The sequence below is a fragment of the Mesorhizobium sp. M0615 genome (assembly GCF_040320805.1).
In the GTDB taxonomy this organism is placed as follows: domain Bacteria; phylum Pseudomonadota; class Alphaproteobacteria; order Rhizobiales; family Rhizobiaceae; genus Mesorhizobium.
The window spans coordinates 539,730-553,433 of the sequence record NZ_JAMYQI010000001.1; the positions used below are offsets into that span (position 1 = coordinate 539,730).

At 63.9% G+C, this 13,704-nt stretch carries 13 protein-coding genes and 1 pseudogene; 7 read left to right on the top strand and 7 right to left on the bottom strand.

What is annotated here, in order from left to right; translation table 11 throughout:
- Positions 1-149 precede the first annotated feature (149 nt).
- From NKI46_RS02660 to NKI46_RS02670, 3 genes are all read left to right on the top strand, one after another.
- The gene (locus tag NKI46_RS02660) at positions 150-1,145 is read left to right on the top strand and encodes a GlxA family transcriptional regulator (protein ID WP_023737560.1); all 996 of its coding nucleotides are present in this window, start codon (positions 150-152) and stop codon (positions 1,143-1,145) included.
- Positions 1,146-1,213: 68 nt separating this feature from the next.
- A complete protein-coding gene (locus tag NKI46_RS02665; RefSeq protein ID WP_023669694.1) occupies positions 1,214-1,495 on the top strand; it encodes a type II toxin-antitoxin system ParD family antitoxin in 282 nt (93 codons plus the stop codon).
- Positions 1,492-1,806, top strand: coding sequence for a type II toxin-antitoxin system RelE/ParE family toxin (locus NKI46_RS02670; protein WP_023669695.1), 315 nt, complete (start codon positions 1,492-1,494; stop codon positions 1,804-1,806). Before NKI46_RS02665 ends, NKI46_RS02670 begins: the two co-directional genes overlap by 4 nt.
- On the opposite strand, the gene NKI46_RS02675 is transcribed toward NKI46_RS02670, so the two are convergent.
- From NKI46_RS02675 to eglC, 3 genes are read right to left on the bottom strand one after another with little or no spacing between them, the layout of a single operon-like run.
- Positions 1,793-3,112, bottom strand: coding sequence for an HlyD family type I secretion periplasmic adaptor subunit (locus tag NKI46_RS02675; RefSeq protein WP_352460756.1), 1,320 nt, complete (start codon positions 3,110-3,112; stop codon positions 1,793-1,795). The two genes, NKI46_RS02670 and NKI46_RS02675, sit on opposite strands and share 14 nt — an antisense overlap.
- 3 nt (positions 3,113-3,115) lie before the next feature.
- Complete coding sequence (locus NKI46_RS02680; RefSeq protein WP_352744608.1) at positions 3,116-4,876, bottom strand: type I secretion system permease/ATPase; 1,761 nt, start codon at positions 4,874-4,876, stop codon at positions 3,116-3,118.
- Positions 4,877-6,301 carry an endo-1,3-1,4-beta-glycanase EglC gene (gene eglC / locus NKI46_RS02685; protein ID WP_023669698.1) on the bottom strand — a complete coding sequence of 475 codons (1,425 nt, stop codon included), beginning with the start codon at positions 6,299-6,301 and terminating at the stop codon, positions 4,877-4,879.
- 416 nt (positions 6,302-6,717) lie between these two features.
- On the opposite strand from eglC, the gene NKI46_RS02690 reads away from it, so the two are divergent.
- A complete protein-coding gene (locus tag NKI46_RS02690) occupies positions 6,718-7,161 on the top strand; it encodes an SRPBCC family protein (RefSeq protein WP_023683102.1) in 444 nt (147 codons plus the stop codon).
- Between the two features lie 70 nt (positions 7,162-7,231).
- Here NKI46_RS02690 and NKI46_RS02695 read toward each other — a convergent pair whose 3' ends face one another.
- From NKI46_RS02695 to NKI46_RS02705, 3 genes are all read right to left on the bottom strand, one after another.
- The gene (locus tag NKI46_RS02695; protein ID WP_352744611.1) at positions 7,232-8,197 is read right to left on the bottom strand and encodes a hypothetical protein; all 966 of its coding nucleotides are present in this window, start codon (positions 8,195-8,197) and stop codon (positions 7,232-7,234) included.
- A gap of 128 nt (positions 8,198-8,325) precedes the next feature.
- Complete coding sequence (locus NKI46_RS02700) at positions 8,326-9,828, bottom strand: helicase HerA domain-containing protein (RefSeq protein WP_352744614.1); 1,503 nt, start codon at positions 9,826-9,828, stop codon at positions 8,326-8,328.
- Positions 9,829-9,964: 136 nt separating this feature from the next.
- Complete coding sequence (locus NKI46_RS02705) at positions 9,965-10,606, bottom strand: glutathione S-transferase family protein (RefSeq protein WP_352744617.1); 642 nt, start codon at positions 10,604-10,606, stop codon at positions 9,965-9,967.
- Positions 10,607-10,752: 146 nt separating this feature from the next.
- Between NKI46_RS02705 and NKI46_RS02710 the strand changes: the two genes are divergently transcribed.
- Positions 10,753-10,983 carry a hypothetical protein gene (locus NKI46_RS02710; RefSeq protein WP_023669703.1) on the top strand — a complete coding sequence of 77 codons (231 nt, stop codon included), beginning with the start codon at positions 10,753-10,755 and terminating at the stop codon, positions 10,981-10,983.
- A gap of 133 nt (positions 10,984-11,116) precedes the next feature.
- Here NKI46_RS02710 and NKI46_RS02715 read toward each other — a convergent pair whose 3' ends face one another.
- On the bottom strand, positions 11,117-11,602 hold the full coding sequence (locus NKI46_RS02715; RefSeq protein WP_023669704.1) for a hypothetical protein: 486 nt from the start codon (positions 11,600-11,602) through the stop codon (positions 11,117-11,119).
- A gap of 174 nt (positions 11,603-11,776) precedes the next feature.
- Between NKI46_RS02715 and NKI46_RS02720 the strand changes: the two genes are divergently transcribed.
- A complete protein-coding gene (locus NKI46_RS02720) occupies positions 11,777-12,142 on the top strand; it encodes a RidA family protein (RefSeq protein ID WP_023683098.1) in 366 nt (121 codons plus the stop codon).
- A gap of 105 nt (positions 12,143-12,247) precedes the next feature.
- Positions 12,248-13,473, top strand: a pseudogene (locus NKI46_RS02725) (amidohydrolase/deacetylase family metallohydrolase).
- The last annotated feature ends 231 nt before the right edge of the window (positions 13,474-13,704 follow it).

The window sequence follows — 13,704 nt, forward strand, 5'->3', positions numbered from 1 at the left end:
ACCACCACACAACCCAGAGAATTTCCAGCTCCGCACTGAGGCCGTCGATCTCATCTCCGACATCCGGTGGCTTCTCCTGAAAAGCGCCGCGTGCTCGCCTGTGCGACATCTTTGCTTCCATCCACCCGAAGGAACGTTTCGGAGCAACAATGGCCAGGCGGTTTGCGTTTCTCTTGGTTCGCGACTTCACGCTGTCGCCGCTGTCGCTGTTCATCGACACGCTGCGGCTGGCCGGCGATGAAGGCGACCGCAGCCGCCGGATCGAGTTCGACTGGGAGATCGTCGGCGAGCGTGGCCTGCCGATCCGGGCGAGTTGCGGTGTCGAGTTGCTGCCGACCAAGGCGATCGGCAATCCGCAGGAGTTCGACAATGTCGTCGTGGTCGGTGGCCTGCTCGACACCAACCGCAGCCTCAGCTCCGAAAAGGAGGCCTTCCTGTTGCGGGCGGCCGAAAAGGGCGTGCCGCTGACGGCACTCTGCACCGGCAGCTTCGTGCTCGCGCGCTACGGTCTGCTCGATAGCTACAGTGCTGCCGTCAGCTGGTTTCACATCAAGGATTTCCGCAGCCAATTCCCTGATGTGAACGCCCATGCCGACAGCCTGTTTTCCGTCGATAGGGGCCGCTCGACCTGCGCCGGAGGCACGGGTGCGGCCGACCTTGCCGGCCATTTCGTGTCGCAGTTCATCGGCCGCAAGGCTGCGGAAAAAGCCGCCAAGATCCTCGTGCTCGACCGCATCCGCTCGAGCCTGGATGTGCAGCCAGTCGGCGATCTCTTTCCGGCCGCGTCGAGCCGAGCGGTGAAACGGGCGCTGCTTCTGATGGAAAGCAATCTCCAGGAGACGCTGTCGGTCGCCGAGATCGCGGGCCGGTTGCATTTATCCCGGCGCCAGCTTGAGCGGCTGTTCGGCGCCGAGCTCGGCATCGGCCCGATGGCCGCCTATCTTGCGCTGCGCGTACATCAGGCCAAGTCGCTGCTGGAGGGGAGCGACTTGGCAATCGGCGACATCGCCTACCGCTGCGGTTTTCCCAATGCCGGCCATTTCAGCCGTGTCTTCCGCCAGCAGACCGGCATCACGCCGACCCATCTCAGGCATCCGAACCGAATGTCCGGTGTCTTTGCCGACGGCAAGGGGAGCGGTCCCTAAGCCTATATTGGGGCGTGCGATCTCGCCGCTGGTATGATAATATCATACCAACCTGATAGGAGGGATCCATGTCCGCCACCGAAAAACGCACCTTCAGCCTGCCGGCCGAGCAGGCTGCTTTCATCGACCAGCTCGTTCGGTCCGGCACATACGCGACCAGCAGTGAAGTGATCCGCGCCGGTCTTCGCGCATTGCAGGAACGCGACGCCGCCGTGGAGCGCTGGCTGCGTGAGGAGGTCGCGCCGACCTATGATAGGTGGAAGGCAGACCCCTCCCAGGCCATCCCGGCCGACAAGTCTTTTGACAGCATTCGCGCACATCACGCAGCTCGCCTCAAGGGGAACGTGTGAAGCGCCGGCATGTTGTCCTCTTGCCGGAAGCCCAGACGGACCTGTTATGGATATACGATACGGTCGCTCACGCATCCGGCAACCTCACCGCCCTTCGCTACATCGAGCGGATCGAGCGATTTTGCCTGGGTCTCGACTATGCCTCGGAACGCGGAACCCTAAGGGATGATGTGCGGCCGGGGCTTCGCATCGTTGGCTTCGAGCGCCGCCTGACTGTGGCCTTCACCGTAGAAGGCGACCAGGTGGTGATTCTCAGGGTGTTCTACGGCGGCGTCAACTGGGAGGACGAGTTGGCGCCTATCGCTCCGTGAACGCCCGCGCGAACGAGTCCAGCATCGGCCGCGCCAGATATTCGAGGAAGGTTCGGTCGCCGGTGCTGATAAACGCCTCGACCGGCGTTCCCGGGTAAAGCTGCTCGGCTTTCACGCCCTGCGGCAGCGTGTCGGTGATCTTCAGCCTGGCGCGGAAATACGCCTCATGCGTGGTTTCATCGATCAGCCTGTCGGCGGAAATTTGCGTCACCGTAGCCGGGACCTCAGGGGTGAGGCGCGCGTTCAGGGCGGACAGCCTGAGCTTCGCCGGCTGGCCGACGCGAACCAGGTCCACGTCCTTCGGCCGCAGCTTCGCGTCGACGATGAGGCCCGACGCGGTGGGCAGGATCTCCATGATCTTCTGCCCCGGCGCAATCACGCTGCCTTTGGAGTTGTAGATCGAGGATACCACGATGCCGGTTGCCGGCGCCTTGATCGTCGTGCGCCCCAGCACCGCCTCGGCTGCGGTGATCTGTTCGCCGATGTCGGCCAGGCTGGTGCGAACCTCGTCGAGCTTGGTCAGCGCGTCCTCGACGCGCTGCGTGGTCGCGCGCTCGACCTGCGCCTGGGCTTCGACGATCTGCGTCTTGGTCGCTGCGATATCCGCCTCCAGCGCGCCGGCTTGGCCGACCAGATCGGCCTCGCTGCGCAGAAGCTGCGAATATTCGCTGCGGTTGGTGAGACCCTTGTCGAGCAGGCCGGTCTTGATGCCGAGTTCCTTCTTCACGATCTCGGCCTGTTGCTGGATGGCGAGTTTCTGCGCCTCCAGTCCCACCGCCGACTCACGATGCATGGCGACGCGCTGCGCCAGGATCGACTGCTCGGAGCGGAACCGGGCGAGCCTGGCCTCGAACTCCTTCTGCTGTTCGTGCACCAGATTGTCGAAATCGCGCTGGAACGGCGCGGGTGCTGCTTCGGCGATCGGCGCCAGCCTGTCCGATCCGTCGCGCTCGGCCTCAAGTCGCGCGGCACTTGCCCTGAGCGCGATCGTCTGTCTGGTCAGCCGGTTGAGGTCGGTCTCGGCCGCCCTGCGGTCGAGCAGGACCAGCGGTTCGCCTTGTTGCACGCGGTCGCCTTCATGCACCAGCAACTGCTCGATGATGCCGCCCTCGGGGTGCTGGATGAGGATGTTGCCGCCCGTCGCCGAGATCGTGCCGGAGGTGATCACCGCGCCGGAGAGCGGCGCGTTCGCCGCCCAATAGCCGAAGCAGCCGACGAAGAGCGCTATGGCCACGTAGCCGACGACGGCCATGCGGCGGAAGTCGGTGCGCGGTCGACCTTCGAAGGCGAGGCTCTGCTGCATCATCGTCTATGACCCGAAGCGGACGCTGTGCGGGCGCACGGTCGGCACGAACGAGCCTGTCACCACCGAGCTCCCGGCCTTGCCGGCCGCCGGTTGCCTCAGCACCTCGCTCGCAGGGCCGAAAGCTTCGACCATGCCGTTGCGCAGGACCATGACGCGGTCGCAGGCCGCGGCGATCGAAGGGCGATGCGTGATGACGACTGTCGTGACGCTTACACTTCGCGCGGCCGAAAGCATCCCTTCGAGCGCCGCCTCCCCACTGCCGTCGAGATGGGCGTTGGGCTCGTCCAGCACCAGCATGCGTGGCTTGCCGTAGAAGGCGCGCGCCAGCCCTATCCGCTGGCGCTCGCCGCCCGACAGCACGGTATGCGACGGGCCTATCATGGTCTGATAGCCGTCGCGCAGCGTGAGAATCAGCTCATGCGCCTCGGCGCGCCTGGCCGCTTCGACGATCGCGGCGTCATCGGCGTCGGGTTCGAAGCGGGCGACATTTTGCGCGATCGATCCCGGGAAAAGCTCCACCTCCTGCGCGAGATAGCCGATATGCCTGCCAAGCTGGGTTTCGTCCCAGCTCCTCAGGTCGGCGCCGTCGACCCTGACCGCGCCGCCGGTCGGCTGCAGCGCGCCCACAAGCAATTTCGCCAGCGTCGATTTGCCGGCCCCGCTCGGGCCGACGATCGCCACCGCTTCGCCGGCGCCGATGGCAAAATTCAACCGCTTGAGGATGGGCTCAGTGCCGAAAGCCGCAGTCGGCGCGATGAAGAACAGATCCTGCACCGAAATCGCGCCCAATGGATCGGGCAGTGCGAGCTTGCGCCCCTGCGCTGGTTGCGCCGCAAGGGCGGTGTCCAGCCGCTTCCAGCATCGCTTGGCGTCGACGATCTGCCGCCAGGATCCGATCAGCTGGTCGAGCGGCTGCAGCGCGCGCGACGACACCAGCGACGAAGCGAAGATCATGCCGGCGGTCATCTGCCCTTGTAGCACCAGCCACGCGCCGGCGCCGAGGATCGCCAGTTGCAGCATCATGCGCAGCGCCCGCGACGTCGCGCTGAAGATCGCATTGGCGCTTCCGGAACGGTCATGCAGGGTCAGCGCCTCAGCAACGTGCTGTCCCCAGACCGCGGCGGCATTTTGCACCATGCCCATGGCGCGCAGCGTGTCGGTGTTGCGGGCGAAGGCCTGCTCCGCCTGGCTGGCCACCGCCGAGCGTTCCGCCGACATGGCATCGTTCCTGCCGATGGCAAGCTGGTTGGCCACGACCAAGAGAAACAGCAGCACGGCGCCGGCGAGCGTCAGCCAGAACAGGACGGGATGGATGAAATAGAGCAAGGCCAGGAAGACGGGCGCAAACGGCAGGTCGAACAACACCGCCACGCCGCGCGACCTGATGAAGGCGCAAGTCGTGGCAAGGTCGTTCAGCGGCGACAGCCCGCTGCCGGCATGTCTGGCGCCAAGCGAGGCGGCGAATGTCCGCGCGCCCAGTTTCTGGTCGACGGTGGCCGCAACACGTTGCGCGTAGACGGCGCGGACCGCGTCCAGCAGGCCGAGGAAGGCGAGCGCGACGACCGCCATGACCGAGAGATAAAGCAGCGTCTCGACGCTGGAGGACGGCAACACCCGGTCATAGACCTGCAGCAGATAGAGCGGGATCACCAGGAGCAGGATGTTGATCAGCAACGAAAAGATGCCGATATCGGCGATGCCGCGCAGGAAAACCGGGCGCAGGCCGATGGCCGCATCCCTGAGTGGCGCGCGGTCCCGTGACATCTAGACGGCGTGCTCGGCTGTCGTGCTCAGATGGCTCTGCTGCAAATCGTTCAGCGTATAGGCGTGGATATAGTCGATCTTCATTTGCGCGGGCGTCGCCAGATGGTCGGGCGGCGCGCCGGCTTGACCGCCGACCGCAAGGTCGACCAGCATGTACATGGGCTTGTTCATATCGGACGGCGTCGCCGCTTCCGCGACCTGGACGCCATCATAGGTCCAGACCAGCTTGTCCGGCGTCCACAACAGGCCATAGGTGTGATAGCCGTCGGTGTTGGAGACATTCACCGTCGACCCGACCGTGGTGTGGGTTCCCGTCTCATTTGTGTGCGCGGTCATGAGAAGCGCATTCGGGTTCTGCCCATACATTTCGATCACGTCGAGTTCCGGGGGCCATGAACCGTCTTCGGGCAGAAGCCAGAAGGCCGGCCACGCGCCGGCATTTTCCGGGAGATCGGCCCGCATTTCGAAATAGCCATAGGTCTGCGAGAAGGTGTCGTGCGTCGTCAGTATGCCGGAAGTGTATTCGTAATTGTTGATCAGCGGCTTGATGTCGTCGGGCGCATGCGCCGCGGTTATGGTGAGCACGCCGCTTGCGACGCTGAACGGATGGACCGAGCTGGTCGGCGCATAATTGGCGTCGATATACCATTGCAGCTCGCCGTTCTGGGGCTGCGAGCTGCCGTTCTGCGCCCCCCACCAGAAATTGGAATCCCAGATGCCGCTCTGGCCGTTCCACAGGCTCAGCGTGTTGAAATCGTCGTTGAAGGACAGCGTCATGCCGGTCTTGTCGATCGGCAGCTCGAACTGGCCGGGCTGAAACTTGTCGATCGTGGTGTTGTGGAACACCAGCACCTCGCTCGAGCCGAGGTTCAGCTGCACGTTCGATCCCACCTGGACCATATTGGCGTGGACGGCCTCGAACGAGGTGAAGGCATAGCCGTTGAGGCGCACCGTGTCGGTCGCGCCGAAATCGGAGATAAGGTCGCTGCCATTGCCCTTGGTGATGATGAAGGTGTCGGCGCCGGCGCCGCCGATCAGCACGTCATTGCCCTTGCCGCCGTCCAGCGTCTGGCTGCCAGCGCCGCCCGTTATGATGTTGTCCTGAGCATTGCCGAAGGCATAGTGGCCGTCGCCGGTGACGACGAGGTTCTCGAAATTGGCGGGCAGCTTGTAGCTCATCCAGGTATCGATCGTGTCGACGCCCGCGCCGTAGTTCTCGACCGCTTTGTTGATCGTCGAATAGAGATGGTAATAGTCGTCGCCCGCGCCGCCATACATGGTGACCTTGACGTTGGTGTCGCCCCAGAAGGAATCGTTGCCCGAGGTGCCGTAGCGGTAAGGCGCGCCTCCAGTCGCCGAGAACCAATGGGTGGAAGCGCCGGTATAGGGAAGTGGAATGCCTTTGGCGTTGAGGACTGTGGTCATTCCGACACTCCTTGCGCGTGCTGCCTTGGTCGTTCGACAACCTTCGAGCGACCATTTCGGATCAACTCTTAAATTGATCCGTCGTTCCAGGGAATCATTCTATAGTACACCAAGGAGATCGTCGCCCCTCATTTAATAGATAATGCCGAAGGCGTTAAGCTGATCCTAATACAACTTTGTAGGAGAGACTTACAATTTTAATAAATTGTGAGATCCGCGCCGAAAGGTTAGGCAACCTGTCAATGGTTCATGCAATTTGACGCGACACGACCGCCTGCCTGAGGCGGCGACTCGAAGTCGCGGGCGGATGGCTGCCGGCAAAGGGCTCAAGAAAATTTGACAGGCTATGTCGGACCGGGTGAGGTTCACCCGTCCTTGGGGCATCGAACAACGAAACCACAAAGGATACCGAAGAGATGCCAAGCACCGTACGTTTGCACCGCGTTCTGACGACCAGCCCGGAGAAGGTCTACCGCGCATTCACAGAAGCCGACGCGCTGGCGAAATGGCTTCCGCCGAACGGCTTCACTTGCACCGTGCACAGCTTCGACGCGAAAGTCGGTGGCGCCTTCAAGATGTCGTTCCGAAACTTCACGACGGGCGGCAGCCATTCCTTCGGCGGCGAATATCTCGAACTCGTTCCCGGCGAGCGCCTGCGCTACACCGACAGGTTCGACGACCCCAATTTGCCCGGCCAGATCGAAGTAACCGTGCTCCTGAAGAAAGTGTCGGTCGGCACGGAACTCGACATCACGCAGGCCGGCATTCCGGACGTTATTCCGGCCGAAGCCTGCTATCTCGGCTGGCAGGAGTCGCTGCGCAATCTGGCAAAGCTCGTCGAACCCGAGATCAATCAGTAGAGCCCATCGGATCGGCGGCGCCGCCCAGCCAGTCCGCGCCGCCGACAATGCCGAGCCGAGGACTCATCCCTCACGGCCCGGTGCAGATCGGCAACGGTTGTGGCGGCGGTGGCGGGTTGTCCTTGGCGTATTGCGCGATGATCGGCTCAAGGCTCTTTCGCGGCCAGAATTTCGGCTTGCCGATCTTCTTCAGGCAGGACGCATTCCAATAGGCGCCCGATTTACCAACGGCGGCGATGTCGCGCGATTCCGGGTAGATATAGAGCGTCGTCGGATTGCCCTTCACCATCGAAATGATCTGGTCGGCGTCGGACGGCGACCAGCTGGTGCAGCCATTGCTGCGGCCGCCGGCATAATCCACCAGCTTGCCGTATGGCACGAAGCCGTCATGGTCGGCATAGGAGCTGTTCGGGTTCTTGCGCACGCACATGCCGCGCAACAGCCGCGCCGCGTGGCCGCCGATCACCCGCTGCCTGGCATTCGCCGTCTCGCCCTCGCCGTCGAACTGGATGAAGGTGCGCAGCAGCGCCTGGTCTTTTTTTGCGCCGATGCGGTAAAAACCCTTGAATGAGGTCTTTGCCTCGCCGGTCATATAGGCGCCACCGGTCGTCAAGGACGAGTCCAGGGCATTGCCGAAGTTTCTCGCGCAGCGCTTCCCGTTGGAGAAATCGACCACGCCTTTCAAATTGCGGCCGCCGCCATGGCCCGACGAGATCGCCCTGAACGACTGCTTGGCCTCGCAAATGACGTAGTAGCGCCGCCCTAGCACGCCATTGCCGAGATCGCCGGGGCGCGTCGCATCCATGGCGAAATAGCAGCCATTGTGGACCGCGCCTTGCGCGACCTTTTTCAGGTAAAGCGCGCGCGCCCGCTCCAGCACCACTTGCGAAATCTCGCCGTCGTCATTGCCGACATGGGCCTGCAGCCAGGCCGGTATATCGGAGGACGCGGCAAAAGACCGGGCAGACATCGTCAAGGCGATGCCGGCGATGGCGAGGAGGCCAAAGACAAAGACAGCCAGAGATTTCAACCGCACCGGACAACCCTCCCGCCCGAACCGTTCTGCGATTCTCGGAAACCCATCATAAATCGTCGCGCGCCGATCGGCGAAACACATCTTGTTCAGAACCGCGCAAGCAAGTCAGGTAGCTGCCTGTTCGCCTTTCACAGCGCCAGGCTGCCCTGTTCCGCCTCCGCGGCATTGGGGTCGCCCGGCGCCGTCGCCCAGGCGAGCTCGACCAGCGTCACCGTGCGGCGGCCGGTGCCGTCGAGCTGGCAGACGATGAGGCCCTGCTCCTCGATATAGGTGAGCAGCCGCCGGGCGCGCCGCAGCGAATGCGAGCCGTAGGCGCGCGCGATCGCCGCGTCGCTCGGGCACGGCCAGCCCTCCTTGGCGGCGCGGGCGATCATCATGAACACGCCCTGCATGTCCTCGGGCAGCAGCGAGGCGCGCACGGAAACGTCCTGCCAGGCGTCATCGCCTGCCATGTCGGCGCCGAGCCCGGCGCGGGCACGCGTCAGCATGCGACGGAATTCTGAGAGGTCCGGCACCACCGAAGCGAGGCCTTCGATGCGGCAGCGGACGACGAACTCCTGATAAAGCACGCCGATGACGCGGAAACCCGCATCGGGCTGCGCCAGGATGGCGCGCAGGACACGGTCCACCCGCTCTCGCCGCTCGGCCATATCCTCGGCGCTTACCGCCGGTTCCGCAGGTTCCGGGCGGATCTCCATCGCTGCCGATTTGGCCGCCATCAGCTGGTCGAGCAGCTCCGGCGACGCCATCCGGCGCGGCGCGCGCATCGTCTCGGGCGGCGGCGCCGCCAGGATGATGGCGCGCGCGTCTTCAAGCGCTGTTTCCGGCATTGCCATCAGCCGCGGCGTACCGCTGCGCGGGCTGGTCTCGGTCTGGCCGATGCGCACGCCCAGCGGACGGCGCGACAGCGCTGGGCCCAACGCCATGAAGTGCCCGCGCTCCAGGTCTCGAAACGCCTCGGCCTGACGCCGTTCCATGCCCAGAAGGTCGGCGGCGCGCGCCATGTCGATATCGAGGAAGGTACGGCCCATGAGGAAATTGGACGCCTCCGCCGCGACATTCTTGGCGAGCTTTGCCAGCCGCTGCGTGGCGATGATGCCGGCAAGGCCGCGCTTGCGGCCGCGGCACATCAGATTGGTCATGGCGCCGAGCGAGAGCTTTCGCGCCTCGTCGGACACTTCGCCGGCCACGGCGGGCGCGAACAGCTGCGCTTCGTCGACCACCACCAGCATCGGATACCAATGCTCGCGGCCAACCTCGAACAACCCGCCGAGAAAGGCAGCGGCGCGCCGCATCTGGTTCTCGGCATCGAGCCCTTCGAGATTGAGCACCGTGGAGACGCGGTGGATGCGCGCCCGCTCGCCGGCTGCTTGCAGGCCACGCTCCGTATGCTCCTCGGCATCGATGACCAGATGGCCGTAATGGTCGCCCAGCGAGACGAAATCGCCTTCCGGGTCGATGATGGTCTGCTGCACCCAGGGCGCGCTCTGCTCCAGGAGCCGGCGCAAAAGGTGCGATTTGCCGGAGCCGGAATTGCCTTGCACCAGAAGCCGGGTCGCCAGCAGCTCCTCAAGGTCGAGCGCCGCCGGCGCACCCGCCGTCGTCTGTCCCATCTCGATGGCTACGGTCATGTCACGACTCTCCTTGCGGACAGGGCTTATCAACCCGGCCGCGAGCCGTCGAGCGCGCCATGGCAACTCGCCCGCTGTTCCACACCTATGCTGCCAAAGCGCCACACATCAGCCCATCTGCCCAAAGGGAAGCACATCAAGCGGAGTTGACCGGCGGCAGAAGCGGCGCGTCCAGCCCGTCGAAGGGATCGCGCCAGGCATCGATGGCTTCGAGCCGGCGATACCAACCCAGAACAGAGGGATAGTCCGCCAGCGGCAGGCCGGCTGCATCGTTGAACGGCAAAAACGTCGCCATGCGGAAATCGGCATAGGAAAGCGACTTGCCCACAAGCCATGGCCGCTTGGCGAGCTCCGCCTCGAGAATCGCTGCCGCGATGCGGAACTCCGCCAGCCCCTCCTCGACCTTGCCCTGGTCGACAGGCCCAATCCCGTAGCGCTGCTTGGTTCCGCGCTCGAAATGCACGGTGTCGCAGGCCCGCACGAAATTTTCCTTGCCCCAGCTCAGCCAGCGGATCATGTCGGGTTGGTCGCCGCCGCCGCGCCAGAAATCCGAACCCGCTTCGCGCGACAGAAGGCAGGCTATGGCGTCGGCTTCCCACAGGCTGCCGCCCGTCCATGCCAATATCGGCAGGGTAAGATTGGGATTGAGCTGACGAAACCGCTCAGCCTGCCCGGGCGCCATGGGTGCCGCGAACTCACACTCGACCTTGGCCTGCAGATGACGTGCCGTTGCTACCGCAAGGCGCGGATTGGGATTGCGGCTGAAGTACAGTTTCATATCCGGTCCTGGACGCTGTGGGCTCGACCTTATCAAACACGCAAACGTGCCCTCCCGGCAATCTGGTCGGACCACGATTCCGCTGGCACACGCCGTTGTTCGGCGTATTATTTCCTTCGGGAGAGGGTTCTTGGCAGGAGGAAGCCATGAACGTAGTGCCGAGCGTACCTGTCATCGACGTGACAACCCAGAACCTTGTTTCCTCTGCGCTTTCCAGATTCCGCGCTGGCGATACCGTCTCGACTAGAGCGGCGCTCGATGCCATCCGCCGCATGGATCCAACCTGTGTCGACAGCGACGACGATCTCGTCGAACTCGTCGTCATGGCGGCAATTGGTAAGACCATGGCGGTCGTGTTCGACCACCGCTCCCGCTAGCCCTGTGGGACGAACCTGTGCCGTTCAACTCGCTTGAGCTCGAGTGGATTCGGTTGGCGAGCTTTTACAACTGCAGCCCGGGAGGCGCACGTCTTCGTGCGCGAAGGCCGGCAATAGCATAAGCGGGCAAGACTCAGATCCCCAAGGGATGCGGCATGTAGCCGACGAAGCCGCCGATCTTCCAGTGGCCCGCCACCTTCCTGCAGAAATACAGCGTCTGCCATTTCAGCTTGTCGACGCTGCCATCGGCCTTGGCCACCGAGCCGTTGAACTTCTTGTGCAGCACGGCGCGGTCGCCATCGACGTCGATGTCGCGCATGTTGGTGACGCGAAACAGCGCCTCGCGCAGCGGCTCGGCGAATCTGGCCGCCGCCGTCTCCTTGGCCTGGCGCAGCCATTCGTCGCGATAGACGGCAAGGCTCGGGAATTGCAGACGCCAGGCGTCGGCATCGCTGAGGAAATGCGCATGCATGCCGAAGAAGCTGTCGGCGAGGAAATCATCCTCGACCATCGACCAGTCCTGACCGATAAAGGCGTCGATGTCGCGCCGCACCAACATTTCCCAGAGCGCGTGGCGATCGGCATCGCCCTCTGGAAACGGGTTCTTGTCGAAGGTCATTGAATCTCCTGTCGGGAAAATGCGACGCGCAAGATGCTGGCGAGCCTGCGATAAAGCAACACGCGTTTGGAAAAATGTTGCTTTCCAAAAAGCCCCCTATGAGGATCACCGGGACAGGCGTAGAGCGGTCGTCGAAAACGGGGCGCGGCCCGCCATTCTGAACAGGAGTTTCCCTTGCCCAAAGAGTGTTTTGGAACATCCCACGTGCCGCTGTCGCCGGCCGTGCGCGCCGGGGATTTCGTCTACATCTCAGGTCAGGTGCCGGTCGACGGCGACCGCATTGTGGTCAAGGGCGGCATTACCGAGCAGACCGAGCAGGTGCTGCAGAATGTGAAGGCAGCACTCGCGCTGGCCGGCTGCACCATGGACGATGTCGTCAAGACCACGGTCTGGCTCGAGGACGCGCGCGACTTCGGCGCCTTCAATGCCGTCTACGCCAAGCACTTCCCGAAAAATCCGCCGGCCCGCACCACGGTCGAATCGCGGCTGATGATCGACATCAAGATCGAGGTCGAAGCCGTCGCTTACCGGCCGGTTTGACCAGTCGGGGCATGATCCCGAAAAGTGGAAACCGGTTTTCTCGGACAAACGGAAACCGTTTTGTCCAAAGATCATGCCCCGAAACAAAGAGAGAGGCAGGCGCCGATGCAGTTCGATCTCCTGATCAAGGGCGGCCGCCTGATCGATCCGGCCTCGGGCCTGGACGCGCCGCGCGATGTCGCCGTTGCGGGCGGACGCATCGTGGCCATCGAGGCGGCGATCGATGCCGAGCACGCCACCAAGATAGTCGACGCTCGTGATTGCATCGTCACGCCCGGCCTCATCGACCTGCACAGCCATGTCTATTGGGGCGGCACCTCGCTTGGCGTCGATGCCGACCGGCTGGCGGCCAAGAGCGGCACCACCACCTTCATCGACGCCGGCAGCGCCGGCGCCGGCAATATTCTGGGCTTTCGCCGCCATGTCATCGAGCGCTCGAAGGTGCGCATCCTGGCCTATGTCAACATCTCCTTTGCCGGCATATTCGGCTTCTCGCAAAGCGTCTCTGTCGGCGAATGCAGCGATCTCAGGCTCTGCGAGCCACGCGAGACGGTGGCTGCGGTGCGCGAGCACGCCGATGTCGTCGTCGGCGTAAAAGTGCGCTCCGGCAAGCATGCCGGCGGCGCCAGCGGCATCGCGCCGGTCGATCTCGCGCTGGAAGCCGCCGACCAGGCCGGCCTGCCGCTGATGGGCATATTGACGAGCCGCCGCCCGGCCGCTCCGAAGTGCTGCCGCGGCTGCGCCGCGGCGACATCCTCACCCATTGTTTTCGGCCATTCCCCAATGCGCCGGTGTTCGCCTCCGGCGCGATCCGGCCGGACATGCGGCTGGCCCGCGAACGCGGTGTCATCTTCGACATTGGCCACGGCATGGGATCGTTCGACTTCGCCGTGGCGAAAGCGATGCTGGCCGAGGGCCTGGCGCCCGATGTCATCTCCAGCGACGTGCATCTCTATTGCGTCGACGGTCCCGCCTTCGACATCCTCGTCTGCATGTCGAAGCTGATGGCGCTGGGCATGCCGCTGGTCGAGGTGCTTCGCGCCGCCACGCAAAGGCCGGCCGAGGCGATCGCCAGGCCGGAGCTTGGGACGCTCAAAGTTGGCGGCGTCGGCGATGTCGCGGTGCTGAGACTGCGCCCCGGGCGCTTTACCTTCGTCGATGCGGTCGGTGCGGCGCTGATCGCGGATCAGCGGCTGGTCTCAGAAGGCGTTGTTATCGGCGGTGTCTGGTGGCCGAACGAGGCGCCCGACCACAACGAGACCGAGCGCTTCGAGCCGCATGCGGCACATACGCATGTCGAGGTCGCGGCACGGCATTTCGGGCGTGGATAATCTCCCTCCTTGAGGGGGAGATGGCCGGCAGGCCAGAGGGGGTCGGTTCGACCGGACGCGACCTTCCTTGCCGAGAATGAAGGGGTTGTGTGCGTCAAGTTCTGCAAAATGGGGCAGCCATGATGCTGGTCATGCGGCTTGGCGCTGAGCGAGCTTCTTGTGCTCGCGCAGGTCGTCCATGTTGATGTATCGGTTGGCCTCCATCCAGTTTTCATTGGTCTCGACGGCCAA

Excerpts from the sequence above, each read along its gene's own strand:
- NKI46_RS02660 (WP_023737560.1), top strand. The coding sequence starts at position 150 with ATGGCCAGGCGGTTTGCGTTTCTCTTGGTTCGCGACTTCACGCTGTCG.
- NKI46_RS02665 (WP_023669694.1), top strand. The coding sequence starts at position 1,214 with ATGTCCGCCACCGAAAAACGCACCTTCAGCCTGCCGGCCGAGCAGGCT.
- NKI46_RS02675 (WP_352460756.1), bottom strand. The coding sequence starts at position 3,112 with ATGATGCAGCAGAGCCTCGCCTTCGAAGGTCGACCGCGCACCGACTTC.
- NKI46_RS02680 (WP_352744608.1), bottom strand. The coding sequence starts at position 4,876 with ATGTCACGGGACCGCGCGCCACTCAGGGATGCGGCCATCGGCCTGCGC.
- eglC (WP_023669698.1), bottom strand. The coding sequence starts at position 6,301 with ATGACCACAGTCCTCAACGCCAAAGGCATTCCACTTCCCTATACCGGC.
- NKI46_RS02690 (WP_023683102.1), top strand. The coding sequence starts at position 6,718 with ATGCCAAGCACCGTACGTTTGCACCGCGTTCTGACGACCAGCCCGGAG.
- NKI46_RS02700 (WP_352744614.1), bottom strand. The coding sequence starts at position 9,828 with ATGACCGTAGCCATCGAGATGGGACAGACGACGGCGGGTGCGCCGGCG.
- NKI46_RS02705 (WP_352744617.1), bottom strand. The coding sequence starts at position 10,606 with ATGAAACTGTACTTCAGCCGCAATCCCAATCCGCGCCTTGCGGTAGCA.
- NKI46_RS02710 (WP_023669703.1), top strand. The coding sequence starts at position 10,753 with ATGAACGTAGTGCCGAGCGTACCTGTCATCGACGTGACAACCCAGAAC.
- NKI46_RS02715 (WP_023669704.1), bottom strand. The coding sequence starts at position 11,602 with ATGACCTTCGACAAGAACCCGTTTCCAGAGGGCGATGCCGATCGCCAC.